We start from the raw sequence: 21,118 nt of genomic DNA on the forward strand, positions 1-21,118 counted from the left end.
GTGCGTTCCCACGGCTCGTGGTCATGGTTCCAGCACCACCTTTCCGGTCGTCGCCCTGTTCTCCAGGGCTCGGTGCGCCGAGGCCGCCTCGGCGAGGGGGAAACGGGTCACGGCCGGGACCAGGCGGCCGGCCGCGGCCTCGGCCAGGGCCCGCAGCTCCAGGGTCCGCACGGGGTCGGGTCCGCCCGCCCTGCGCATCATCACGGGGCCGAGCACCTGCTCGGAGACCCCTTCCACGAGGTACGGGGAGCCGCCGCGCAGGCCCGCGCCGGACCAGCCGAAGACGAGGTGCCGGCCGCCGGGGCCGAGCAGCGCGACGGCGTCCCGGGCCACGTCACCGCCGACGCCGTCGAGCACGACGGTCGCCGCCCGGCCGCCGAGGTGCGCGCGGACCTTCCCCGGCCAGCCGGGGTCGGTGTAGTCCACGGCCGGATCGGCGCCGTTCGCGCGGGCCAGCGCCACCTTCTCGGGGCCGCCCGCGAGGCCCACCACGGTCGCGCCCGCGTGGTGCGCGTACTGCACGAGGAGCGTGCCGACACCGCCCGCCGCCGCGGGCACGACGACCACGGAGGAGGGGCCGAACTCGGCGAACTGCGCGATCCCCATGGCCGTACGGCCCGTCCCGATCATGGCGACGGCCTGCGCGAAGTCGAGATTCCCGGGAATGTCGTGGAGGCGCTCGACCTCCGTGACCGCCAGCTCGGCGTAGCCGCCGGGGGCGAAACCGAGGTGGGCGACGACGCGCCGGCCGAGCCAGAGCCCGGCGACGCCCTCACCGAGGGACTCGACGGTTCCCGCGACCTCACGGCCGGGAACGGTCGGCAGCACGGGCTCGGGGGCGGGGCCGCCCCGCATGCCCGCGCGCAGGGCGGTGTCCAGGAGGTGGACACCCGCGGCGGCCACGGCGATCCGGACCTGGCCGGGACCCGGCTCGGGGTCATCCGTCCGCTCGTGGACGAGGTTCTCCGCGGGACCGAAGGCGTGCAGTCGGATCGCGTACATCGGGGGCTCCTCGGAATCGGCGTGATCGACCGGACAGGCCCTGACCACTGTTCAACCTCAAGCTCGCTTGAGGTCAAGGCGCTCCCGGATGCCCAGGGCCAGCGAGACGGCCTCCATCGCGCTGTTGAAGGACACCTCCGAGAGCACCCCGGGAGCCGCGACCTGGTCGCCCACGAGGTAGACGCCGTCGCCCCGGTCGATGCGCGGACGGTCCCGCCAGCTCGTGCCGGGCAGGTCGACCGCGCCCGTACGGCCGTTCGCGACGCTCGTACGCCGCCAGGTGACCCGCTCGCGCCAGCCCTCGAAGGCGAGGTCGAGCAGCTCCTCGGCGCGGGCGGCGCCGTGCGCCCCGGACTCCCCCGGGGCGATCGGGAACTGCCCCTGGAGGAGCTGCTCGCCGGCCGGCGCGAGGGTGCGGTCCCGGGCGGTGAAGCGCTCCATCCAGCCAGGCGCGTCCAGGTCGGAGACGGCGAACGCGTCCCCGCGACGGCTCCGCAGCGCCAGGTCGACCAGGGCCGTACGGCCGCTCGGCCAGGTCAGCGAGTCGTCCTTGAGCAGACGGCGGGCCGAGTCCAGCGAGGTGGCGACGATGACCGGACCCCGGCCCTCGGGGACGGCGTCCACCCGGGCCAGCGTCTCCATCCGCACGCCGAGGTTCCACGCCCGCCCCGCCATCCGGTCGATGACGTTGGCCCAGCCGCCGCGGGGGCAGTGCACCTCCGTCGGCACCTTCATGGCCCGGCGCAGCCGCTCCTGCACGAAGGCCGCCGACAGCGAACCGGGATCGTGGTGGAAGAGGGCGACCGCCGAATAGTGGGCCGCGGCCCGCGCGCCCTCCTCTCCCGCCTGCCCCCTCGCCCAGGTCATGAAGTCGACGTCCGACGGAGCCCGCTGGCAGGAGCGCCGCAGCAGCTTCAGCATCGCGAACGGCGGGGTGCGGCGCAGCACGCCCCGGTGCCGCAGGCGCAGCCGGGCGGCCTCCAGGGGCGGGATCGGGGCGAGCGCTCCGATCAGGTCCCGCTGGGCCAGCCAGGTCCAGTGCGGGCCCGCGCTGTAGAGGGCGTGCGGTCCCTCGTTCGTCCGGTACGGCCCCTCGGCGGTCCGGGCCCGCCCGCCGAGGGTGTGGTGGGCTTCGTACACGGTGACCTCGGCGCCCGCCTCGGCGGCGGTGACGGCGGCGGTGAGTCCGGCGAAGCCGCCGCCGATGACGGTGATGCGGTACATGGCTGGAGGTCTCCTCTGCTCGGTGTCTGCTCGGTGTCGGCCGACCTGCGCTCGCGCTTCCGGGTGCTCTGACGGCAAGGCTTTCCGTGGATACGACGTGACGCGGGCCTGCGATGTGACATGGGGGGCGTTTCCGCAGGCCGGCGTGGTGCGACAGCGGGGCGTTCTCGCCGGCCGGCGCCCGTTGTCAGTGGCGGCGGGCAGGATGGGGGGCATGGTGAGGAGAGTTGCGGGCGGACGCGGCGGGACGGGTGCGAAGGCACCGGGAACCGGCCTGAGGGCGGCACGGCGGCCGGAGCTGCGGCTGCCCGCGCTGGAGCCGTACGACGGCGGGGAACTGGAGCCGGACGGCGACTATGACGGGCTGGAGTTCCGTGACGCGGACTTCGCCGGGCAGGACGGCGGGGGAGCCCGCTTCATGGACTGCGCGCTGACGGGCTGCGCGCTGGACGAGACGCGGCTGCACCACGCGCGCGTGCTGGACTCGGTCCTCACGGGCATCCGGGGCGTGGGGACCGATCTCGCCGAGTCGACGCTGCGCGATGTCGAGCTGATCGACGCCCGTCTCGGCGGGGCGCAGTTGCACGGCTCCGTCCTGGAGCGGGTGCTCGTGCGCGGCGGGAAGATCGACTATCTGAATCTGCGCAAGGCGCGGCTCAAGGACGTCGTCTTCGAGGGCTGTGTCCTGGTCGAGCCGGACTTCGGGGGCGCGCGCCTGGAGCGGGTGGAGTTCGTGGACTGCGTCCTGAAGGGTGCGGACCTCACCGCGGCCACCCTCGTGGACGTGGACCTGCGCGCGGCGGCGGAGCTGGACATCGCGCGGGGCGTGGACCGGCTCGCGGGCGCGATGATCAGTACCCACCAGCTCCTGGACCTGGCACCGGTGCTGGCGGCCGCCCTGGGGGTCCGGGTGGACGGCGGCGCGGAAGAGGTCTGAGACCTACGGGGGCCGTCCGGGCCGCAGGCTAGGAGACGCGGGGGAAGCGGGCCTGGAGCGTCCAGATCGCCGGGTTCTCGGCGAGGTCCTCGTGCAGGTCGGTGAGGTCCGCGAGCAGGTCGTGCAGGAAGTCACGGGCCTCGCGGCGGAACTCGGTGTGCGAGAAGGTCAGCGGCTCCTCGTCGCCCGGCATCCAGTCGGCCTCGATGTCCACCCAGCCGAAGCGGCGCTCGAAGAGCATGCGGTCGGTCGACTCGGTGAAGTCCAGTTCCGCCTGCTGGGGGCGGGAGGCGCGGCTGCCGAGCGGGTCCCGGTCGAGCTGCTCCACGATGTCGCACAGCGCCCACGCGAAGTCCAGCACCGGCACCCAGCCCCAGCCCGTGGACACCTCCCGGTCCGTCTTGGTGTCGGCGAGGTACACGTCCCCGCAGAACAGGTCGTGCCGCAGCGCGTGGACGTCCGCGCGGCGGTAGTCGGTCTGCGGAGGGTCGGGGAAGCGGTTGGAGAGGGCGTAGCCGATGTCGAGCACGAGGAGATGGTGTCACGCCGGAGGACGTCCGCTTCCCGGCCGGGCGCGAGCCCCGGCCTCCGCCCGGGCCGGGGGTGACGGGGCCACGGTTTCCGCCCCCGGCCGGGGTACCGGGAGCGCGGTCTCCGGTCGGCCGGGGGGCGCCGGGTGTCGCGGTTTCCGGCAGGGCCGGGCGGTGCTGGGGGCTGTGGTTTCGGCCCCGGCTGGGGTCGCGGGGAGCGCGGTCTCTGGTCGGCCGGGGGCGCCGGGAGTCGCGGTTTCCGCCCGGGCCCGGGGTGGTGGGAGCGCGGTTTCTGGTGGACCCGGGGCGTCGGGAGTCGCGCTTTCCGCCCGGGACCGGGGTGCCGGGCGTCGCGGTTTCTGCCGGGTTGAGGGGCTGGGGCTGTGGTTTTCAGCCGGAGTGGGGGTGCCGGGGTGGTGGTTTCCGGACGGAACGGGGGCGTCGGACCGCGGGGAGGCGTCGGCCGCCCCGCAGGTGGCGGAGCGGCCGCCTAGGATCGCGGATGTGCCCCGATCCTCCGTCACCGTCCCCTTTGCCCTGGCTCTCGCGCTCGTCGCCGGGCTCACCGCCTGCGGCGGGGACGGCGTGCACGGGAAACCCGGCGCGGCCGGCGTCGGCGACCCGTACTTCCCGAAGATGGGCAACGGCGGGTACGACGTCACGCACTACGGACTCACCCTGTCCTACGACCCCCGGCACAAACGGCTGACGGGAACCGCCGAGATCACCGCGCGGGCCCTGAAGGACCTCAGCGCCTTCCGCCTCGACCTGCTGGGGCTGGACGTCTCCGACGTCACCGTCGAGGGCCGCGACGCCCGCTGGAGCCGGGCGGGCCAGGAGCTGACCGTGCGTCCGCGTGACGACCTCGACAAGGGGGAGACGTTCAGCACGACGGTCCGCTACTCCGGGGTCCCCCGGACGATCACCGACGCCGACTCCTCCAAGGAGGGCTGGCTGCGCACGGCCGACGGCGCCCTCGCCCTCGGGGAGCCCACGGGGTCGATGGCCTGGTTCCCCGGCGACCACCACCCTTCCGACAAGGCGTCGTACGACGTCAGGATCACCGTCCCGAAGGGCCTCCAGGCCGTCTCCAACGGCGAGTTGACGAGCGAGTCGACCAAGGACGGCCGGACGACCTACGCCTGGCACACCGCGGAACCGATGGCGAGCTACGTGGCGACGCTCGCGATCGGCAACTACGACATCACCCGCTCGACGGCGAAGAACGGACTGCCGGTCTACACGGCGGTGGACCCGACCCAGAAACAGGCGAGCGAGAAGGTGCTGGGGGAGATCCCCGAGATCATGGACTGGGAGGAGTACAACTTCGGTCCGTACCCCTTCTCCTCCACCGGGGCGATCGTGGACCGCTCCGACGACGCCGGCTACGCCCTGGAGACCCAGACCCGCCCCGTCTTCCCGGGCGCGCCCGACACCGGGACCCTGGTCCACGAACTGGCCCACCAGTGGTTCGGCGACTCGGTCACCCCGAAGTCCTGGCGGGACATGTGGCTCAACGAGGGTTTCGCCACCTACGCGGAGTGGCTGTGGCAGGAGGACCACGGCGGCGACTCGGCCGAGGAGATCTTCAAGGCCCTCTACAAGGGCGACTACTACGAACCGGTCGACAGCAGCGAGATCTGGGCCTTCCCGCCCGCCGATCCGCCCGGTGCCGCGCAGATCTCCGACCCGCCCGTCTACTACCGCGGCGCGATGGTCCTGCACAAGATCCGCCAACTGGTGGGCGACGACACCTTCTACGACATCGTCCAGGGCTGGGCCGCCACCCGCCGTCACGCGAACGCGGACACGGCCGACTTCACCGCGTACGTCGAGAAGGCGGCGCCGGACAAGGACTTCAGCGGGATCTGGAAGAACTGGCTGTACGGAAAGGGCAAACCGGCCCACCCGTGAGCCGCCGGTCCGGGCCGGTCCGTGCCCATGAGAGGAGCCCCCGGGCGAACCGCGGTCCGGGGGCTTCGCTCATCGTGCGCGTGCGCGCGTGGCTGGACTCAGACGCTGACGCCGAAGTCCTGCGCGATACCCGCCAGGCCCGAGGCGTAGCCCTGGCCGACCGCGCGGAACTTCCACTCCGCGCCGTTGCGGTAGAGCTCGCCGAAGACCATGGCGGTCTCGGTGGCGGCGTCCTCGGAGAGGTCGTAGCGGGCGATCTCGGCGCCGCCGGCCTGGTTCACGATGCGGATGTAGGCGTTGCGGACCTGGCCGAAGTTCTGCGTGCGGGTCTCCGCGTCGTAGATGGAGACCGGGAAGACGATCTTCTCGACGTCGGCGGGGAGGCCCGCCAGGTTGACGTTGATCGCCTCGTCGTCGCCCGCGCCCTCACCCGTCCGGTTGTCACCGGTGTGGACGATGGTCTGGTCCGGGGTCTGCTTGTTGTTGAAGAAGACGAAGTGGGCGTCCGAGTAGACCTTGCCCTGGGGGTTGACCGCGATGGCCGAGGCGTCGAGGTCGAACTCGGTGCCCGTGGTGGTGCGGACATCCCAGCCGAGGCCCACGGTGACGGCGGTCAGGCCCGGAGCCTCCTTGGTGAGCGAGACGTTGCCACCCTTGGACAGGCTTACAGCCATTGTTGGGAGTCCCTTCCCTCGTTACGTACGGGCTTCGTACTGAGGACGAAGCTACCGTCACCCCTATGAACGCCAAGGGGGGTACCCGAGGTTCCGCCTGTCTTTACCTTTTTTACCCAGACCCCCCTCTTCACCCCGACAGACGCATGTTCACCCCGAGAGACGCCGAAAATCGCGTGACGCGGACCGGCCGTCCGGGCGACCATGAACACATGTCCGGTCCTTATGTCATCCGCGGCTCCGTCTCCCTGCCCGAGGCCGAGCTCATGTGGCGTTTCTCGCGCTCCGGCGGGCCGGGCGGGCAGCACGTGAACACCAGCGACTCGCAGGTCGAGCTCCGCTTCGACCTCGCCGGCACCGAGGCGCTGCCGCCCGTGTGGAAGGACCGCGCCCTCGAGAAGCTCGCGGGACGGCTCGTCGACGGGGTCGTCAGCGTCCGGTCCTCCGAGCACCGCTCCCAGTGGCGCAACCGTGAGACGGCGGCCGTGCGCCTGGCAGCCCTTCTCGCCGAGGCCACCGCTCCGCCGCCCAGACCGCGCCGCGCCACCCGTATCCCCCGGGGCATCAACGAACGCCGGCTGCGCGAGAAGAAGGCCCGCTCCGAGACCAAGCGCGGTCGCACCGGCCGCGACTGGGGCTAGCCTCCGGCCGTTCCGATCCGAGGCCGCCCTACCGGGGTCCCGTGGGAAAGCCGCCGGGGCTGCTTCAGCCGAGCTGCCGGTAGCGGCCCTTGAAGTACGTCAGGGGCCCGCCGTCGGCGCTCGGCACCCGGGCCGTCAGGACGCGGCCGATGACGAGGGTGTGGTCGCCCGCGGGGATCCGCTGCTCGGTGCTGCACTCCAGGGTGGCCAGGGCGCCGCTCACCAGGAGCGCCCCGGACGCCTCCCCGCGGACGTACGGGATGTCCTCGAAGAGGAGCCGGTCGCTGATGCGGCCCTTCATGGAGAAGCGGCCGGCGATGTGGGCCTGGCTCTCCGCGAGCACGGAGACGCCCCACAGCGGCTGTTCGTCGAGCAGGTCGTCCATCCGGGACCCCTCGCGCAGGCTGACCAGGACGAGCGGCGGGTCCAGGGACACGGACATGAACGCGGTCGCGGTCATGCCGACGTCCTCGCCGCGCGGTCCGTCCGCGGCCAGTGCGGCTTCGTGCGCGGTCACCAGGACCACACCCGTGGCGAGCCGGGTCATGGCGGCACGGAACTCGTCGTTGCTCACCCCCTCAGCATGCACGGACGGGGTGGCGGCGAGAGCGGGGGGAGTCGTGAGCACGCCGAAACGCTAGTCTCCGCGCCGGGGACAGCGCATCGGACCTCGGTCCCATGCGGGACCTAGGTCCGGGGACCGAGAGCGGACGGCGCGGCGGGGGCCCGGCGCCGGCGCGAAGGCGGGGCGGGCGAGCGCGGAGGCGGTGACGGCCGTACTCTCGTCCGTACTCGTTCCACGGGGCCGGGCGTGCACAGGATTCGCACAGTCGGCCAATAATGCATGTGTCAGACGCACACGGAAATGCAGAAACTCCACTCAATTGCTCAGGTTCCGCTGTGACTTGAGTCACAGGAGCCATATTTTGTTGACCCTGTGTACCGAGTGGGGAGCGCGCTGTGATTCAGTGGCTGAGGCGTTACGCGGGGAAGCTACCAAGCAGTACGGCGTGAAGGGGTTCGCGGGGAAGCGCCGGGCAGTCAGCACGGAACCGAAAGAGCACCCAGTACGCCGAGTGAACCCTGGAGTTGCTGCGAGGTCTCGAGGGGAGGGCGAATGGAGACCGAGTCGGAGCCCTACGTCCGTCTTGCGACCCTGCGGCAGCTGCACCAGGTGATGGCGGACATGAACACCGCCCGCAGCCTGGCGGACACGCTGCAGACCGTCGCCGACGGTGTGGTCACCGGGCTCGGCTACGAGCTGGCGTGTGTCAATCTCGTACGCCCCGACGGCGATCTCGTCGTCGCCGCTCTCGCCGGCAACTCCGCCGCCGAAGCCCTCATCACCGGCCGCGTCGGCTCCCGCACGTCCTGGGAGCGCCGGCTCACCATGGGCGAGGCCTGGGGCGACCTGCGGTTCATACCGCACACCGAGGGCTGGGTCCTGGACGAGGACGACGTGCCGCAGTGGTACACCGACGGTCCCGCGCCCCGCTTCGAGGACGAGTGGCACCCCTCCGACCGTCTCTTCGCCCCGCTGTACACCCCGAACGTGAACAGTGGCGGCAGCAGCGGCAATGGCGGCACCGGCCACGGCGAGCTGATCGGCGTGCTGTCGGTGGACCGGCCGCGCAACGGCCGCAAGCCGGGCGCCTGGGGCCGTGAGGCCCTCCAGATGTACGCTTTCCAGGCCGCCATCGCCATCAGCAACGCACGTCTACGCGCGAATATGCAGCGCGCCCTGGTCCGGCTGGAACGTGAGCAGCAGGCTCTGCGCGCCAGCGAGGAGTCCTTCCGGCAGGCGTTCGAGTACGCCCCCTCCGGCATGGCGATCGCCGAGATGGGCGGCGATCAGCACGGCCGCATCCTGCGCACCAACGACGCCCTGTGCCGGCTGCTCGGCCGGCCCGCCTCCGCGATGCGCCGCTACTCCTTCTCCGACCTCGTGCACCCCGAGGACATCGGCACCCTGCTGCGGACCTCCGCCGAGGGCGGCCGGGCCGAGCTGCGGCTCGGGCGCCGCGACGGCACCTACGTCTGGGTCCACCTGCGCAACTCCGTCGTCGCGGACGCCGCCGACGGCCCCCGCTTCCTGCTCACCCACGTCGAGGACATAGAGGACCGCAAGCGCCGTGAGCTCCAGCTCGCGCACCGCGCCTCGCACGACGCCCTCACCGGCCTGCCCAACTCCGCCGAGCTGCGCTCCCGGCTCGGCGCCCGCCTCTGCCGGCGCCCGGCGTCCCTGCCGCCCGGCGTGGTCGCCTCGCTGGACGCGGCGTACGGCCACGGGGATTTCGCGGACCCGCTGTCCGGCGACTACGACGACAACGGCCACCCCGCCTACGACGGGAACGGGCACGGCTTCGACTTCCGGGCCGGCGCCGAGGCGTTCGAGGCCTTCGACCACCATGTGCACACCGTCGCGCCCGAGGGCGAGACGGACGACGGCACCAAGGGGCTCGCGGTGCTCTTCTGCGACCTCGACGGTTTCAAGTCGATCAACGACCGGTTCGGGCACAACGCGGGTGACGAGGTTCTCATCGAGGTCGCCCGCCGTCTCACCCACGGGGTCCGGGACGGCGACACGGTGGCCCGGCTCGGCGGCGACGAGTTCGTGGTGCTCGCCGACGGCCTCGGACGCGCGGACGCCCAGGACCTCGCCGTACGCCTCAGGAACGCGATCATTCCTCCCATCAGGGTCGATGGACGGGCCGTCCGCGTGGGCGCCAGTTTCGGCATCGGGTGGGCCCACTGCGGAATGACGGCGGACGAGGTGTTGAAATCGGCTGACGAGCGGATGTACGTCGAGAAACGTTCTCGTCCCAAACAGCACAGGCGGGCGGGGTAAGACGCAGGTCAGTGCATCGATGCGGTGAAGGCCCCCCGTTCGGCCCAGCGAAACCGGGTAGGCTCGCCATTCATTCGTGTACCGCATCAGAACCGCACCCGCTGAGGAGACCAAGGGATGACGCCCGGCAACAACGGCGCGAGCACGCCCGAGGAGGACGACCCGTTCGGCTATCTGTACGCCGACGGTCAGGCCAACGGAGCCACGCCGCCCTCTGGAGGCGGTGGCTACGGCTACCCGGGCTCGGTCAACCGGGTGCGGGCGGTCGGCGAGCGCAAGTACGGCCAGCAGACCGCTCAGGGCACCTACGGCCAGCAGGCCCCCACCGCCCCCTACGGCCAGGTGCCGCAGCAGGGCGGCCACGGCCAGCCGAACGCCCACTACGGAGCCCCCGAGACCGTTCCCGGCGGCGCGCAGACGGCGCGGACGCCGATGCCCGGTCACGGTGACGGCGGTGGACGCGGCCGTGGCCCGAACACCAAGGGCCTCCTCATCGGAGCGGTCGCCGTGGTGGCCGCCGTGGTGATCGGCATCGCCATCGCCATGACGGGCGGCGGTGACGACGACAAGAACGGCGACCAGGCGGGCACGACCCCGACGGCCTCCCAGAGCGCCGCACCGACCCAGGAGGAGTCGAAGGGCGCCGACGAGCCCGCGGAGCTCCCCAAGGTCGACGCGAAGGCGCTGAAGCTGGGCAACGGCGTGACGACGGCCTCCGACGTCCAGGGTGCCCAGTCCGACGGCGGGGTCTACGTGGCCGGGCTGAACAATCCGGGCGCCTCGGTGACCTGGACGTTCAACGGCATCCCCGAGGACGGCGCCTACACCGTGTTCGCGCGCTACAGCGTGCCCGGCCAGGACGCGTCGATGACGCTCACCGTCAACGGCAAGCCCTTCGGCTCCAAGCTGAGCATGGAGAACTACGCGCACGCCGCCGAGGGCGACTTCGCCAAGGGCTGGACGACGACCTACGCGTGGCCGACCCTCAACAAGGGCACCAACACGATCACCCTCTCCTGCGGGGACGGCGACAGCTGCAACGTGCTGCTCGACCAGTTCTCGGTGAAGAAGGGGCAGGTCAAGCGTTAGCCCCCGGGGCTGAGGGGGCCAGGGGGACTAGGCCGCGGCGGACTCCGCGGTCACGGTCACCCGGCCCAGCAGGCTCTCGTACAGGGCCCGGTCGAACTCGCCCGCCACGGGTGCCGCCACCGTCGCCGCCGACAGGGCGACGGCCCGGGCGAGGCGATCCGGCCATGGCAGGCCCTCCACCAGGCCCGACAGCAGGCCCGCGACCGCCGAGTCGCCCGCGCCGGTCGGATTGCCGTGCGCCCGCACGGGCGGGACGGCCCGCCAGTGGCCCTCGGGGGTGTGGGCGAGGAGCCCGTCCGTGCCGAGGGAGGCGACCACCGCGTGCGCGCCGCGTCGCCTGGCGTTGCGGGTGGCTTGCAGCGGCTCGTGGGAGCCGGTGAGTTCGGCCAGTTCCTCGGCGTTCGGCTTGACGATGTCGGGGCGGGCGGCGACTCCCCGGCGCAGCGGCTCGCCGCTGGTGTCCAGGAGCACCGGGACGGCCGCGGCGCGTGCGGTGCGCACGAGCTGGGCGTAGGCGCCGACCGGGACGCCCGGGGGCAGGCTGCCGCACAGGGCCACCGCGGAGGCGGAGCGCAGCAGATGCTCGTACGTCTCCTGGAAGGCCGACCACTCGGCGGGAGTTATCGCCGGCCCCGGTTCGTTGAGCTGGGTCGTGTCACCGGTCGTCGTGTCGACCACGGCTATCGTGCGGCGTGTCGAGCCCCGCACCGGGACGAGCGCGTCCACCACCCCGGCCGTCCCGGCCAGTTGGTCCCGCACGGTGCGGCCGGTCCCGCCGCCCGTGAAACCGGTGACCGTCACCTCGTGTCCGAGCGCGGCGAGCACCCGCCCCACGTTCAGGCCCTTGCCGCCCGGGCGTTCGGTCACCTCGCTCACCCGGTGCGAGCTGTGCGGGCGCAGCGCGCGCACGCGATAGGTGATGTCGAGAGCGGTGTTCAGTGTGACCGTGAGGATCACCTGGGCCGACCTCCCCCGAAGAGTTCTGTGACGTGGGCGCCTCTCGGACGCCCGCCGGTGGTTCCGGAGGCTCGATCATGCCAAACGCAACGGCGGTCGGCCCAGTCCCCCCGGGCCAACCGCCGCAAGTAACAAAGGTGTGAATCACCCCAGTTGGGGATCGACCACCCATTCTCCGCCGCGCATCACGCCCTTGAGGGCGAAGTCGGCGTCGAGAACCACGAGGTCCGCGTGCTTGCCCGGCTCCAGGGAGCCCACCCGGTCGTACACGCCGAGCAGGCGGGCGGGGTTGGCCGAGATGGCCGCCACGACGTCCTGGACCGGCAGTCTGTCGACCGTGACGGCGCGCTGGAAGGCGCGGTCGAGGGTGAGTGTGGAGCCCGCGATCGAACCGCCCTCCACCAGGCGGGCGACACCGTCCGCGACCTCGACCTCCAGCGGGCCGAGCATGTAGCGGCCGTCGCCGAAGCCCGCCGCGTCCATCGCGTCGGTGATGAACGCGACCCGGCCGGAACCCGCGTGATGGAACGCCAGCTCCAGCGAGGCGGGGTGCAGATGCGTGCCGTCGTTGATCAGCTCGACGGTGATCCGCTCGTCCTCCAGCAGGGCGGCGATCGGGCCCGGCGCGCGGTGCCCGAGCGCCGGCATCGCGTTGAACAGGTGGGTCGCCACGGTCGCGCCCGCGTCGATGGCCGCCTTCGTCTGCTCGTACGTCGCGTCGGTGTGCCCGATCGCCGCGATCACCCCGTGTTCGGCGAGCAGCCGTACGGAGTCGAGTCCGCCCGGCAGTTCGGGGGCGAGCGTGACCATGCTGGCCCTGCCGCGCGCCGCGTCGAGGAGCTTGCGGACATCGGCCGGGTCCGGGTCGCGCAGCAGTTCCTCGGAGTGCGCGCCCTTGCGGCACGGCGAGATGAACGGGCCCTCGAAGTGGATGCCCGCGAGGTCGCCCTGCTCGGCCAGTTCGGAGAGCGTCCCGGCGCGTTCGGCGAGGCCGTGCATGTCACCGGTGACGGTTGAGGCGACGACGGTCGTGGTGCCGTGCAGCCGGTGGGTGTGGATGCCACGGAGGACGTCCTCGACGGTTCCCGAGGTGAAGGACGCGCCACCACCGCCGTGGTTGTGGATGTCGACGAAGCCGGGCACCACCCAGTGGCCGGACAGGTCGGTCACGGGAGTGTCCGCGGGGGCTCCCCCGGGAACTCCGGCGGAGTGCGTCTCGGCGGCACCCGCGCCGGCGATCCGCGGACCGTCGATGATCACGCGGCCGTCGTGCGCGATCCCGGTGGGCAGTACCACCCGGGCGCCGGCGAGAACCTTGCTAGGGGCCATCGGGTGGTTACCTCCGGGGAGTCGTAGAAGTGGTGTTCAGGAGGTCCCGGGCGAGGAGCCCGGCACCGAGGCATCCGGCGGTGTCCCCGAGAGCGGCGGGGACGATGGACGGCAGCTTCTGGAAGGTGACACGTCGCTCGACCGCGGCCCGCAGGGGTGTGAACAAGGTTTCCCCCGCCTCGGCGAGGCCGCCACCGATGATCAGCGTGCGCGGGTCCAGGAGGGTGAGCGCGGTGACCAGGCCGTCGGCGAGCGCGTCGACGGCCTCCTGCCAGACGGCCAGCGCCCTCGGGTCGCCCGACTCGACGGCCTTGGCGCAGTCCGCCGCGTCCGCCTCGGGGTCGCCGGACGCCTCGGCCCAGGCTTGGCTGACGGCCGCCGCGGAGGCGAACCGTTCCAGACAGCCGCGCTGCCCGCACGGACACGGGGCGCCGCCGGGCCGTACGACGATGTGGCCGATCTCGCCCGCGAAGCCGTGCGCGCCCTCCTCGACGCGGCCGTTGATGCCGATGGCGCCCGCTATGCCGGTGCCCAGGGGGACGAACAGGAAGCGGTCGGCGCCCTGTCCGGCGCCGATCCGGCCCTCCGCGAGCCCGCCGGTGCGCACGTCGTGCCCGAGCGCGACGGGCAGGCCGCCGAGCCGCTCGCCGAGCAGCCGGCGCAGCGGGACGTCGCGCCAGCCGAGGTTGGCGGCGTAGACCGCGATGCCCTCGGCGGCGTCGACGATGCCGGGGACGGCGACGCCCGCGGCCAGGGCGCTCTCGCCGAAGTGCTCCTCGCCGTGGGCGCGCAGTTCGGCGGCGAAGTCGAGGATGTTCTCGACGACGGCGTCGGGCCCGCGTTCGCGGCCGGTCGCCCGGCGGGCCTGGTGCAGCAGCGCGGGGTGCCCGGGGGCCCCCGGCCGCGCGTCGGGGCGGGCCGGGGAGGGCTCGGTGTCCACCCCGACGAGGGCGGCCTTCATCCCGGTGCCGCCCACATCGAGGGCGATGACGTGTCTCACGGGGGACAGTGTCGCCCTTTACCCCTTGAAAGGTCTAGTCCACTCACGGGATAGGAGGCGTTGTATTCCGCGTATTCCGCGTTCCGGGACCGGTACCCCAGGCGCGGCGGCACGACGGCCCGGCCCGGGCGCCTGTCGGTGGCGGGGACTACCGTGCTGTCCATGGAAGAGCTGCCCGCGCGCGAACGGAGCATTCTCGCCCTGGAGCGCCGCGGCTTCCCCGGCCCCGGCGCCAAGGAGCGCGCCATACGCGAGCGACTGGGCCTGGCCCCGGTCCGCTACTACCAGCTCCTGAACGCGCTGCTGAACGACCCGCGCGCCCTCGCGCACGACCCCGTCACGGTGAACAGACTGCGCCGGGTCCGGGAGGCCCGCCGGGACGAGCGCTGAGGGCGGGGCGTCCGGACCGGCCCCAGGACTCCTGACCGATCAGGAGTTCTCGCGACAGGAGTCCGTTCCGGTCGGTCCATAGGAACGGTGCGCCCGCCTCCGCCCGGATAGGGTCGCCCCATGGGCAGCCACCCCGAATCCAAGGACTCCTTGCCGGCCCCGGTGACCCCCGCCGGACGCGACGCTCTGGAAGCGATCCTCACGCGCCCCGCCCGGACGGTCGTCGCACTCGACTTCGACGGAACCCTCGCACCCATCGTCCCCGACCCCGACCGGGCCCGCGCGCACCCCGACGCGGTCCCCGCCCTCGCCGCACTCGCCCCCAAGGTCGCCTCCGTCGCCGTGGTCACCGGCCGCCCCGCCGGTGTGGCCGTGCGCCACGGCGGCTTCGCGGGCGTGGCCGGGCTGGAGCACCTGGTCGTCCTCGGCCACTACGGCGCCGAGCGCTGGGACGCGGTGAGCGGCACGGTCACCGCCCCCGCCCCGCATCCCGGCGTGGCCGCCGTCCGCGCCGAACTGCCGGGGTTCCTCGACGGCATCGGCGCCTGGCAGGGCACCTGGATCGAGGAGAAGGGCCGTGCGGTCGCGGTGCACACGCGGCGTGCCGCCGATCCTCAGGCCGCGTTCGAGGCGCTCCGGGGGCCGCTGGGTGAACTGGCCGCCCGGCACGGGCTGATCGTCGAGCCGGGGCGCATGGTCCTGGAGCTGCGCCCGCCCGGGATGGACAAGGGCGTCGCCCTCATGGAGTACGTGCGGGAGATCGGTGCGGAGGCCGTTCTGTACGCGGGTGACGACCTGGGTGACCTGCCCGCCTTCGCCGCCGTCGACAAGCTCCGCTCCGACGGGATCCCCGGCCTTCTGGTGTGCAGCGGCAGCTCCGAGGTCGCCGAACTCGCCGACCGTGCCGACCTGGTGGTCGACGGGCCCGCCGGAGTCGTCCGCCTCCTCGCGGCCCTCGCGGCCGAACTCGCCTGACCGGCCGCTCGTCTTCCGCGCGGGCCGGGGGGCAGGCTTTTCGCCCCCTCCGCCCCTGCCCGTCCCGTACCCGGGGGCTCCGCCCCCGGACCCCCGCTCCTCAAACGCCGGAGGGGCTGAGATTTCCCCGGCCGGGGCTGAAAATTGCAGCCGCAGCCGGGATCCGGCCAGAGGGCTGAATTTTCTGCTCAGGCCTCCAGCTCGCGCAGTTGGTCCAGGAACCACTGGGCCGGGGGGAGGGCGGTGGCCGCTGCGGTGAGGCGCTTGGTGCGTTCGGCTCGTTCGCCCGGCTGCATGCCGAGCGCCTCGTGCAGCGCCCGCGCCGTACCGGTCACGTCGTACGGGTTCACGGAGATCGCGTCCTCGCCCAGTTCCTCGTACGCCCCGGCCTCCCGCGACAGGACCAGCGCGCAGCCCTCGTCGGAGACCACCGGGATCTCCTTGGCGACGAGGTTCATGCCGTCCCTGATGGGGTTGACGAGGGCGACGTCGCCCAGCCGGTAGGCGGCGAGCGAGCGCGCGAAGTCGTCCTTCACATGCAGCACCACCGGAGTCCAGCCAGGCGTTCCGTACCCGGAGTTGATCTCGTCGGCGACGCGCTGCACCTCGGCCGTGTAGTCCCGGTAGACCGCGAGGTCCTGCCGCGAGGGGTAGGCGAACGCCACGTGGACGACCCGCTCGCGCCACTCGGGGTGGTCGTCTAGGAGCTGCCGGTACGCCAGCAGCCCCCGCACGATGTTCTTGGACAGCTCGGTCCGGTCGACGCGCACGATCGTTTTGCGGCCCGCGCCGATCTCCTCGCGCAGCGCGGCCATCCGTTCCCCGACGTCCGCGCGGTGCGAGCGCTCGCGCAGGAACTCGGCGTCCGCGCCGAGGCCGTGCACCCCGACGAGGGTCCGGCGGGGCGGGGAGCCGTCGAGGTGCTCGATCTCCGGCCGGCCCTCCGGGGAGGAGACCCGGTACCGCTCCGGGGCGGCCGTCTCCACGCACCGCGTGAAGGCGGTCGCCCACCGCAGGGTCAGGAACGCCACGCGGTCCGCGCCGAGCATGCCGTCCAGCAGTTCCGCGCGGATGTCGTCGGGGAGCATCCGGAAGTAGTCCTCGGGTGCCCACGGGGTGTGGGAGAAGTGGCCGATGCGCAGGTCGGGGCGCAGTTCGCGGAGCATCCCGGGGACCAGGCACAGGTGGTAGTCCTGGACGAGCACGGCCGCGCCCTCGGCCGCCTCCTCGGCCAGTGCCTCGGCGAAGGCACGGTTGTAGGTCCGGTACGACTCCCACTGGCGCCGGAACTCCGCGTCGAAGACCGGCTCCAGCGGGGTCTGGTAGAGCATGTGGTGGACGAACCACAGCACGGAGTTGGCGATGCCGTTGTACGCGTCGGCGTGCACCTCGGCGTCGACGGCCAGCATGCGCACGCCGTCCTCGCCGACCCCGCGCCGGACCGCCTCGCGGTCGCCGTCGCCGAGCGCCGAGCACACCCACAGGGCGCCCGCGTCCGGCCCGATCGCCGAGAGTCCGGAGACGAGCCCGCCGCCGCCGCGCCGGGCGTGCAGCGAGTCGTCCTCCCGTACCTCGTAGGTGACCGGGCCGCGGTTGGAGGCGACCAGGATGTGGTGAGCACCGTGCGTTGAAGCCATGCCTCGAAACCTAGCCCCGTGTCGAAACGCTCAAACGCGCCCCTTCGGCCGTATGTGATCGCGGCCGTCGGGGCCGGTCTAGGCGGCCCTGCGCCGCTGGTACTCGGAGATTTCGCTCATCGGCGGCCTTTCCTCCGTGTCCACCGAGTACGTGCGCGGCTGGAAACCGTCCCGGCCGCGCTCGAACTGGGTGAGGGCGGGGCGGATCAGATGGCCGCGCGCGAGCCGGAGCTGTGCGGTGCGGTAGATCGCTGCGGCCATGCGGCCCAGGGCCTGGCCGTCCTGGTGGCGGTGCTTGCGCACCCCGACGTCGACCTGGGCGAGGGCGTCCAGGCCCACCAGGTGCAGGGCGTCGACCAGCATGCCCAGTTCGACGCCGTAGCCGACGGGGAAGGGGAGCTGTTCGAGCAGCGAGCGGCGGGCGGCGTACTCGCCGCCGAGCGGCTGGACGAAGCCCGCGAGCTGCGGCCAGTGCATGTTCAGCAGGGGGCGGGCCATCAGCTCGGTGACCCGGCCGCCCTGTCCCGAGGCGCCGCCCAGCGGGCGGTCGTACATGGCCTTGACCAGATCTACGCCGGGGTCGGTGAGCAGCGGGCCCACGATCCCGGTGACGAAGTCGGACGAGAACTCCTTGAGGTCCGCGTCGATGAAACAGACGATGTCCCCGCTCGTCACGAGCAGAGACCGCCACAGCACCTCGCCCTTGCCCGGCACGGCCGGGATCCGCGGGAGGATGTCGTCGCGGTGCACGACCCTCGCGCCCGCCGCGGCGGCGACCGCGGCGGTGCGGTCGGTCGAGCCGGAGTCGACGACGACGATCTCGTCGACGAGCGGCACCTGCTGCATCAGGTCGTGGCGGATGATCGCCACGATCTCGCCGACGGTCTCCTCCTCGTTGAGCGCGGGCAGCACCACACTGACCGTCGATCCCGTGATGCGTTTCGCGGCCATGATCTTGTGGAGCGGGCGGTCGGTCACGGACCAGGAGCGTGTGCTCAGCCAGCTTTCGACGTCTTTCAGCACGGTCTGCGGCTCCTCACTGTCTGATCACACGCTCTCATCGGCGTGCCCGCTGCGGCCAGCGGCAGATCGATTGCCGTCGTCTCGCGGTTCGGACGACTATCTCAACTGTCCTGGCCTTCGGTTACAGTCTTGAACAACGCGGATGACCATCGCATGTCCTGGATCGTCGGTACGTATCGCGTTCAACAGTTCAACAATCAAATACCGCTCATCCAGAGGGGCAGAGGGATACGGCCCGATGAAGCCCCGGCAACCCTCCAGCCGGTCTCGTACCGATCGATGTCGATCGCGTCGCGAGGCTCCCGGCTCGGGAAGGTGCCAAATCCGTCTCGCGGCGAAGTGCGCCGTGAGGAAGATGAGGAAAGGGCCTCGCCTCCATGGCTGCGCAGACAGTTGCAAGTACCACGAACTCCGCCGAAGCGGTCGACCTCGGCCCGGCCACGGCGCTTTCCTGCCGCGAGTGCGGACACCGCGTCCCGCTCGGCCCGGTCTTCGCCTGTGAGGAGTGTTTCGGCCCGCTGGAGATCGCCTACGACTTCTCGGCCTACGAGACCGAAGAACTCCGCAAGCGCATCGAAGCGGGACCCGCGAACATCTGGCGCTACGCGCCGCTGCTGCCCGTCCCCGCGGACGTGGCGGATAAGCCGAACATCAACCCGGGCTGGACCAAGCTCGTCCAGGCCGACAACCTGGCCCGTGAGCTCGGTGTCGACGCCGGAAAGCTCTTCGTCAAGGACGACTCCGGCAACCCGACGCACTCCTTCAAGGACCGCGTCGTCGCCCAGGCCATCGAAGCGGCCCGTGTCTTCGGCTTCACGACTCTCTCCTGCTCCTCCACCGGCAACCTCGCCGGCGCCGTCGGCGCCGCGGCGGCCCGCGCCGGCTTCCGCTCCTGCGTGTTCATCCCGCACGACCTGGAGCAGGGCAAGGTCGTCATGGCCGCGGTCTACGGCGGAGAGCTCGTCGGCATCCAGGGCAACTACGACGACGTGAACCGCTTCTGCTCCGAGCTGATCGGCGACCCGGCCGGCGAGGGCTGGGGCTTCGTCAACGTCAACCTGCGGCCCTACTACGCCGAGGGCTCCAAGACGCTGGCGTACGAGATCTGCGAGCAGCTCGGCTGGAGGCTCCCCGACCAGCTCGTCGTGCCGATCGCCTCCGGCTCCCAGCTCACGAAGATCGACAAGGGACTCCAGGAACTGATCAAGCTCGGACTGGTCGAGGACAGGCCCTACAAGATCTTCGGCGCCCAGGCCGAGGGCTGCTCCCCGGTCTCCGTCGCCTACAAGGCCGGCCACGACGTCGTACGGCCGCAGAAGCCGGACACCATCGCCAAGTCGCTCGCCATCGGCAACCCCGCGGACGGGCCGTACGTGCTCGACATCGCGCGGCGCACCGGCGGCGCGGTGGAGGACGTGAACGACGAGCAGATCGTCGACGCGATCAAGCTGCTCGCGCGCACCGAGGGCATCTTCGCGGAGACGGCCGGTGGCGTGACCGTCGGCGTCACCCGCAAGCTGATCGAGAACGGTCTCCTCGACCCGGCCCTCACCACGGTCGTGCTGAACACCGGCGACGGCCTCAAGACCCTGGACGCGGTGGCCTCGGACACCGGGCTGACCGCGACCATCCGCCCGAACCTCGACTCCTTCCGAGAGGCTGGCCTCGCATCATGAGCGTCAACGTCCGCATCCCCACCATCCTGCGCACCTACACCGGTGGCGCCGCCGAGGTGACGGCCGAGGGCGCGACCCTCGCCGAGGTCATCAGCGACCTGGAGAAGAACCACACGGGCATCGCCGCGCGCGTCCTGGACGACCAGGGCAAGCTGCGCCGCTTCGTGAACGTGTACGTCAACGACGACGACGTCCGCTTCGAGCAGGGCCTGGAGACGGCGACCCCGGACGGTGTGGGTGTCTCGATCATTCCGGCCGTCGCCGGAGGCTGATCGTTACCCTCGGTAATGCCGAACACGCTGAGTTCATCGAATTGCCCCCTCCGTGAGAGAAACGGAGGGGGCAATTCTGTAGGGTTGAACGCGCTAGAGTCGGGGAAGCCGCTTGTTTTTGGATGTTGGTTTCATGCCGGACGCATATGAGTGACCGTTCGCGGGCCGACAAGAAGTAGCCAAACTGCCTCGCCTTTTTGGGCATTTTATGGCATTTACGGGGCCCGACTTGCCCCGAATCCTTGCGCATTCTCCGCATATCATTGATCGGCCATGCCCAGAATTCTCGTCCGATTGACCTGTTGCAGAGGGCAGTTGGACAGATACATTCAGCCGCGGTCGACGCGTTCCGGCGCACACCCCCAACCGTTGGGGGGTGAGGTCTGACCCGGATCCGCGAAGTGTGGATCTGTGCAAGGGCCAGTAATAGGGGAGTTAGGCATGGCTCAGGGCACCGTCAAGTGGTTCAACGCGGAGAAGGGGTACGGCTTCATCGCGGTCGACGGTGGTGCGGACGTCTTCGTGCACTACAGCGCGATTCAGATGGACGGCTACCGCACCCTTGAAGAGGGTCAGCGAGTGGAGTTCGAAATCTCGCAGGGCCAGAAGGGTCCGCAGGCGGACATGGTCAAACTCGCCGTCTGATCGGGCGCGAACGACCACCGACGCAACTCACGCACGAGGGGCCCGCATCCCACCGGGGATGCGGGCCCCTCGTGCGTGCCGGCCCGTCGCGGGCGCTGCCCGGCGCGCGTCCCGCGCCTGCGCACGCCCCCCGCGCGGTACCTGTGCGGACCTTCGCGCAAGGGCCCGCGCAGGGGCTGTTTTCGCGAGAGGCGCTTGCACTCGCAGGGGTCGAGTGCTAATCATTGGCGTTAGCACTCTCCCAGTGAGAGTGACAGAACTTGGATCGGGTCAGCGAGGCCCGCGGGCCTGTGGGGCAAGGAACCACAAGGCTTGCAGGCCGTCCGTCGCGGGCGCGGGCACGATCCGGAGCAAT

Annotated in this window: 20 protein-coding genes and 1 riboswitch; of the genes, 10 read left to right on the plus strand and 10 right to left on the minus strand. The window is 71.7% G+C overall.

Going from position 1 to position 21,118, the window contains the following annotated elements; translation table 11 throughout:
- Positions 1–21: 21 nt before the first annotated feature.
- Both ACF07B_RS32805 and ACF07B_RS32810 read right to left on the minus strand, forming a co-directional pair.
- Positions 22–1,002, minus strand: coding sequence for a zinc-binding dehydrogenase (locus ACF07B_RS32805; RefSeq protein WP_369485080.1), 981 nt, complete (start codon positions 1,000–1,002; stop codon positions 22–24).
- Between the two features lie 57 nt (positions 1,003–1,059).
- On the minus strand, positions 1,060–2,226 hold the full coding sequence (locus ACF07B_RS32810; protein ID WP_392181640.1) for an NAD(P)-binding protein: 1,167 nt from the start codon (positions 2,224–2,226) through the stop codon (positions 1,060–1,062).
- A gap of 214 nt (positions 2,227–2,440) precedes the next feature.
- On the opposite strand from ACF07B_RS32810, the gene ACF07B_RS32815 reads away from it, so the two are divergent.
- Positions 2,441–3,163: a pentapeptide repeat-containing protein gene (locus tag ACF07B_RS32815; protein WP_392181641.1), complete on the plus strand. Its 723-nt coding sequence runs from the start codon at positions 2,441–2,443 to the stop codon at positions 3,161–3,163.
- Between the two features lie 28 nt (positions 3,164–3,191).
- Here ACF07B_RS32815 and ACF07B_RS32820 read toward each other — a convergent pair whose 3' ends face one another.
- Positions 3,192–3,692 carry a hypothetical protein gene (locus tag ACF07B_RS32820; protein WP_326787033.1) on the minus strand — a complete coding sequence of 167 codons (501 nt, stop codon included), beginning with the start codon at positions 3,690–3,692 and terminating at the stop codon, positions 3,192–3,194.
- A 505-nt stretch (positions 3,693–4,197) separates the two neighbouring features.
- On the opposite strand from ACF07B_RS32820, the gene ACF07B_RS32825 reads away from it, so the two are divergent.
- Complete coding sequence (locus ACF07B_RS32825; protein ID WP_369485084.1) at positions 4,198–5,607, plus strand: M1 family metallopeptidase; 1,410 nt, start codon at positions 4,198–4,200, stop codon at positions 5,605–5,607.
- Between the two features lie 98 nt (positions 5,608–5,705).
- Here the strand turns inward: ACF07B_RS32825 and ACF07B_RS32830 are convergent, their stop codons facing one another.
- On the minus strand, positions 5,706–6,281 hold the full coding sequence (locus ACF07B_RS32830; RefSeq protein WP_328451147.1) for a TerD family protein: 576 nt from the start codon (positions 6,279–6,281) through the stop codon (positions 5,706–5,708).
- Between the two features lie 212 nt (positions 6,282–6,493).
- Here ACF07B_RS32830 and arfB point away from each other — a divergent pair, with 212 nt between their 5' ends.
- The gene (arfB, locus tag ACF07B_RS32835) at positions 6,494–6,922 is read left to right on the plus strand and encodes an alternative ribosome rescue aminoacyl-tRNA hydrolase ArfB (RefSeq protein WP_362393087.1); all 429 of its coding nucleotides are present in this window, start codon (positions 6,494–6,496) and stop codon (positions 6,920–6,922) included.
- Positions 6,923–6,986: 64 nt separating this feature from the next.
- Here the strand turns inward: arfB and ACF07B_RS32840 are convergent, their stop codons facing one another.
- On the minus strand, positions 6,987–7,469 hold the full coding sequence (locus ACF07B_RS32840; protein ID WP_392181705.1) for a flavin reductase family protein: 483 nt from the start codon (positions 7,467–7,469) through the stop codon (positions 6,987–6,989).
- Positions 7,470–8,039: 570 nt separating this feature from the next.
- On the opposite strand from ACF07B_RS32840, the gene cdgB reads away from it, so the two are divergent.
- Entirely contained in the window at positions 8,040–9,770 is a 1,731-nt protein-coding gene (gene cdgB, locus ACF07B_RS32845; RefSeq protein ID WP_392181642.1) for a diguanylate cyclase CdgB, read from the plus strand.
- Positions 9,771–9,887: 117 nt separating this feature from the next.
- Entirely contained in the window at positions 9,888–10,859 is a 972-nt protein-coding gene (locus ACF07B_RS32850; protein WP_392181643.1) for a carbohydrate-binding protein, read from the plus strand.
- A 27-nt stretch (positions 10,860–10,886) separates the two neighbouring features.
- Here ACF07B_RS32850 and ACF07B_RS32855 read toward each other — a convergent pair whose 3' ends face one another.
- From ACF07B_RS32855 to ACF07B_RS32865, 3 genes are all read right to left on the minus strand, one after another.
- Positions 10,887–11,816 (minus strand): 1-phosphofructokinase family hexose kinase, encoded by a 930-nt coding sequence (locus ACF07B_RS32855; RefSeq protein WP_392181644.1) that lies wholly within the window; start codon positions 11,814–11,816, stop codon positions 10,887–10,889.
- A gap of 144 nt (positions 11,817–11,960) precedes the next feature.
- Positions 11,961–13,145: an N-acetylglucosamine-6-phosphate deacetylase gene (gene nagA, locus ACF07B_RS32860; protein ID WP_392181645.1), complete on the minus strand. Its 1,185-nt coding sequence runs from the start codon at positions 13,143–13,145 to the stop codon at positions 11,961–11,963.
- A gap of 7 nt (positions 13,146–13,152) precedes the next feature.
- A complete protein-coding gene (locus ACF07B_RS32865) occupies positions 13,153–14,145 on the minus strand; it encodes an ROK family protein (protein WP_392181646.1) in 993 nt (330 codons plus the stop codon).
- A 162-nt stretch (positions 14,146–14,307) separates the two neighbouring features.
- On the opposite strand from ACF07B_RS32865, the gene ACF07B_RS32870 reads away from it, so the two are divergent.
- Positions 14,308–14,535 carry a DUF3263 domain-containing protein gene (locus tag ACF07B_RS32870; protein ID WP_326787043.1) on the plus strand — a complete coding sequence of 76 codons (228 nt, stop codon included), beginning with the start codon at positions 14,308–14,310 and terminating at the stop codon, positions 14,533–14,535.
- 120 nt (positions 14,536–14,655) lie between these two features.
- On the plus strand, positions 14,656–15,510 hold the full coding sequence (otsB, locus tag ACF07B_RS32875) for a trehalose-phosphatase (RefSeq protein WP_369485094.1): 855 nt from the start codon (positions 14,656–14,658) through the stop codon (positions 15,508–15,510).
- 188 nt (positions 15,511–15,698) lie between these two features.
- On the opposite strand, the gene ACF07B_RS32880 is transcribed toward otsB, so the two are convergent.
- Together ACF07B_RS32880 and ACF07B_RS32885 are read right to left on the minus strand one after the other, a co-directional pair.
- Complete coding sequence (locus tag ACF07B_RS32880; protein WP_392181647.1) at positions 15,699–17,147, minus strand: trehalose-6-phosphate synthase; 1,449 nt, start codon at positions 17,145–17,147, stop codon at positions 15,699–15,701.
- A gap of 78 nt (positions 17,148–17,225) precedes the next feature.
- Positions 17,226–18,170, minus strand: a complete 945-nt coding sequence (locus tag ACF07B_RS32885; RefSeq protein WP_362393064.1) for a glucosyl-3-phosphoglycerate synthase — start codon at positions 18,168–18,170, stop codon at positions 17,226–17,228.
- A 205-nt stretch (positions 18,171–18,375) separates the two neighbouring features.
- A riboswitch (SAM riboswitch) is annotated at positions 18,376–18,532 on the plus strand.
- A gap of 15 nt (positions 18,533–18,547) precedes the next feature.
- On the opposite strand from ACF07B_RS32885, the gene thrC reads away from it, so the two are divergent.
- The 3 genes from thrC to ACF07B_RS32900 all read left to right on the plus strand — a co-directional run bounded on the left by thrC (position 18,548) and on the right by ACF07B_RS32900 (position 20,763).
- Positions 18,548–19,846 carry a threonine synthase gene (gene thrC / locus ACF07B_RS32890; RefSeq protein ID WP_362393061.1) on the plus strand — a complete coding sequence of 433 codons (1,299 nt, stop codon included), beginning with the start codon at positions 18,548–18,550 and terminating at the stop codon, positions 19,844–19,846.
- Positions 19,843–20,118 carry a MoaD/ThiS family protein gene (locus ACF07B_RS32895; RefSeq protein WP_355766811.1) on the plus strand — a complete coding sequence of 92 codons (276 nt, stop codon included), beginning with the start codon at positions 19,843–19,845 and terminating at the stop codon, positions 20,116–20,118. Before thrC ends, ACF07B_RS32895 begins: the two co-directional genes overlap by 4 nt.
- Before the next feature lie 441 nt (positions 20,119–20,559).
- Entirely contained in the window at positions 20,560–20,763 is a 204-nt protein-coding gene (locus tag ACF07B_RS32900) for a cold-shock protein (RefSeq protein ID WP_005315736.1), read from the plus strand.
- The last annotated feature ends 355 nt before the right edge of the window (positions 20,764–21,118 follow it).

Origin of the sequence: Streptomyces sp. NPDC015532 (assembly GCF_043078065.1) — a bacterium.
In the GTDB taxonomy this organism is placed as follows: Bacteria; Actinomycetota; Actinomycetes; order Streptomycetales; family Streptomycetaceae; genus Streptomyces.

What these genes read in the sequence shown, in the direction of transcription:
- nagA (WP_392181645.1), bottom strand. Translation starts at nt 13,145, where the DNA reads ATGGCCCCTAGCAAGGTTCTCGCCGGCGCCCGGGTGGTACTGCCCACC.
- ACF07B_RS32870 (WP_326787043.1), top strand. Translation starts at nt 14,308, where the DNA reads ATGGAAGAGCTGCCCGCGCGCGAACGGAGCATTCTCGCCCTGGAGCGC.
- ACF07B_RS32830 (WP_328451147.1), bottom strand. Translation starts at nt 6,281, where the DNA reads ATGGCTGTAAGCCTGTCCAAGGGTGGCAACGTCTCGCTCACCAAGGAG.
- ACF07B_RS32895 (WP_355766811.1), top strand. Translation starts at nt 19,843, where the DNA reads ATGAGCGTCAACGTCCGCATCCCCACCATCCTGCGCACCTACACCGGT.
- arfB (WP_362393087.1), top strand. Translation starts at nt 6,494, where the DNA reads ATGTCCGGTCCTTATGTCATCCGCGGCTCCGTCTCCCTGCCCGAGGCC.
- thrC (WP_362393061.1), top strand. Translation starts at nt 18,548, where the DNA reads ATGGCTGCGCAGACAGTTGCAAGTACCACGAACTCCGCCGAAGCGGTC.
- ACF07B_RS32880 (WP_392181647.1), bottom strand. Translation starts at nt 17,147, where the DNA reads ATGGCTTCAACGCACGGTGCTCACCACATCCTGGTCGCCTCCAACCGC.
- ACF07B_RS32840 (WP_392181705.1), bottom strand. Translation starts at nt 7,469, where the DNA reads ATGACCCGGCTCGCCACGGGTGTGGTCCTGGTGACCGCGCACGAAGCC.
- ACF07B_RS32900 (WP_005315736.1), top strand. Translation starts at nt 20,560, where the DNA reads ATGGCTCAGGGCACCGTCAAGTGGTTCAACGCGGAGAAGGGGTACGGC.
- otsB (WP_369485094.1), top strand. Translation starts at nt 14,656, where the DNA reads ATGGGCAGCCACCCCGAATCCAAGGACTCCTTGCCGGCCCCGGTGACC.
- ACF07B_RS32850 (WP_392181643.1), top strand. Translation starts at nt 9,888, where the DNA reads ATGACGCCCGGCAACAACGGCGCGAGCACGCCCGAGGAGGACGACCCG.
- ACF07B_RS32810 (WP_392181640.1), bottom strand. Translation starts at nt 2,226, where the DNA reads ATGTACCGCATCACCGTCATCGGCGGCGGCTTCGCCGGACTCACCGCC.
- ACF07B_RS32815 (WP_392181641.1), top strand. Translation starts at nt 2,441, where the DNA reads ATGGTGAGGAGAGTTGCGGGCGGACGCGGCGGGACGGGTGCGAAGGCA.
- cdgB (WP_392181642.1), top strand. Translation starts at nt 8,040, where the DNA reads ATGGAGACCGAGTCGGAGCCCTACGTCCGTCTTGCGACCCTGCGGCAG.
- ACF07B_RS32805 (WP_369485080.1), bottom strand. Translation starts at nt 1,002, where the DNA reads ATGTACGCGATCCGACTGCACGCCTTCGGTCCCGCGGAGAACCTCGTC.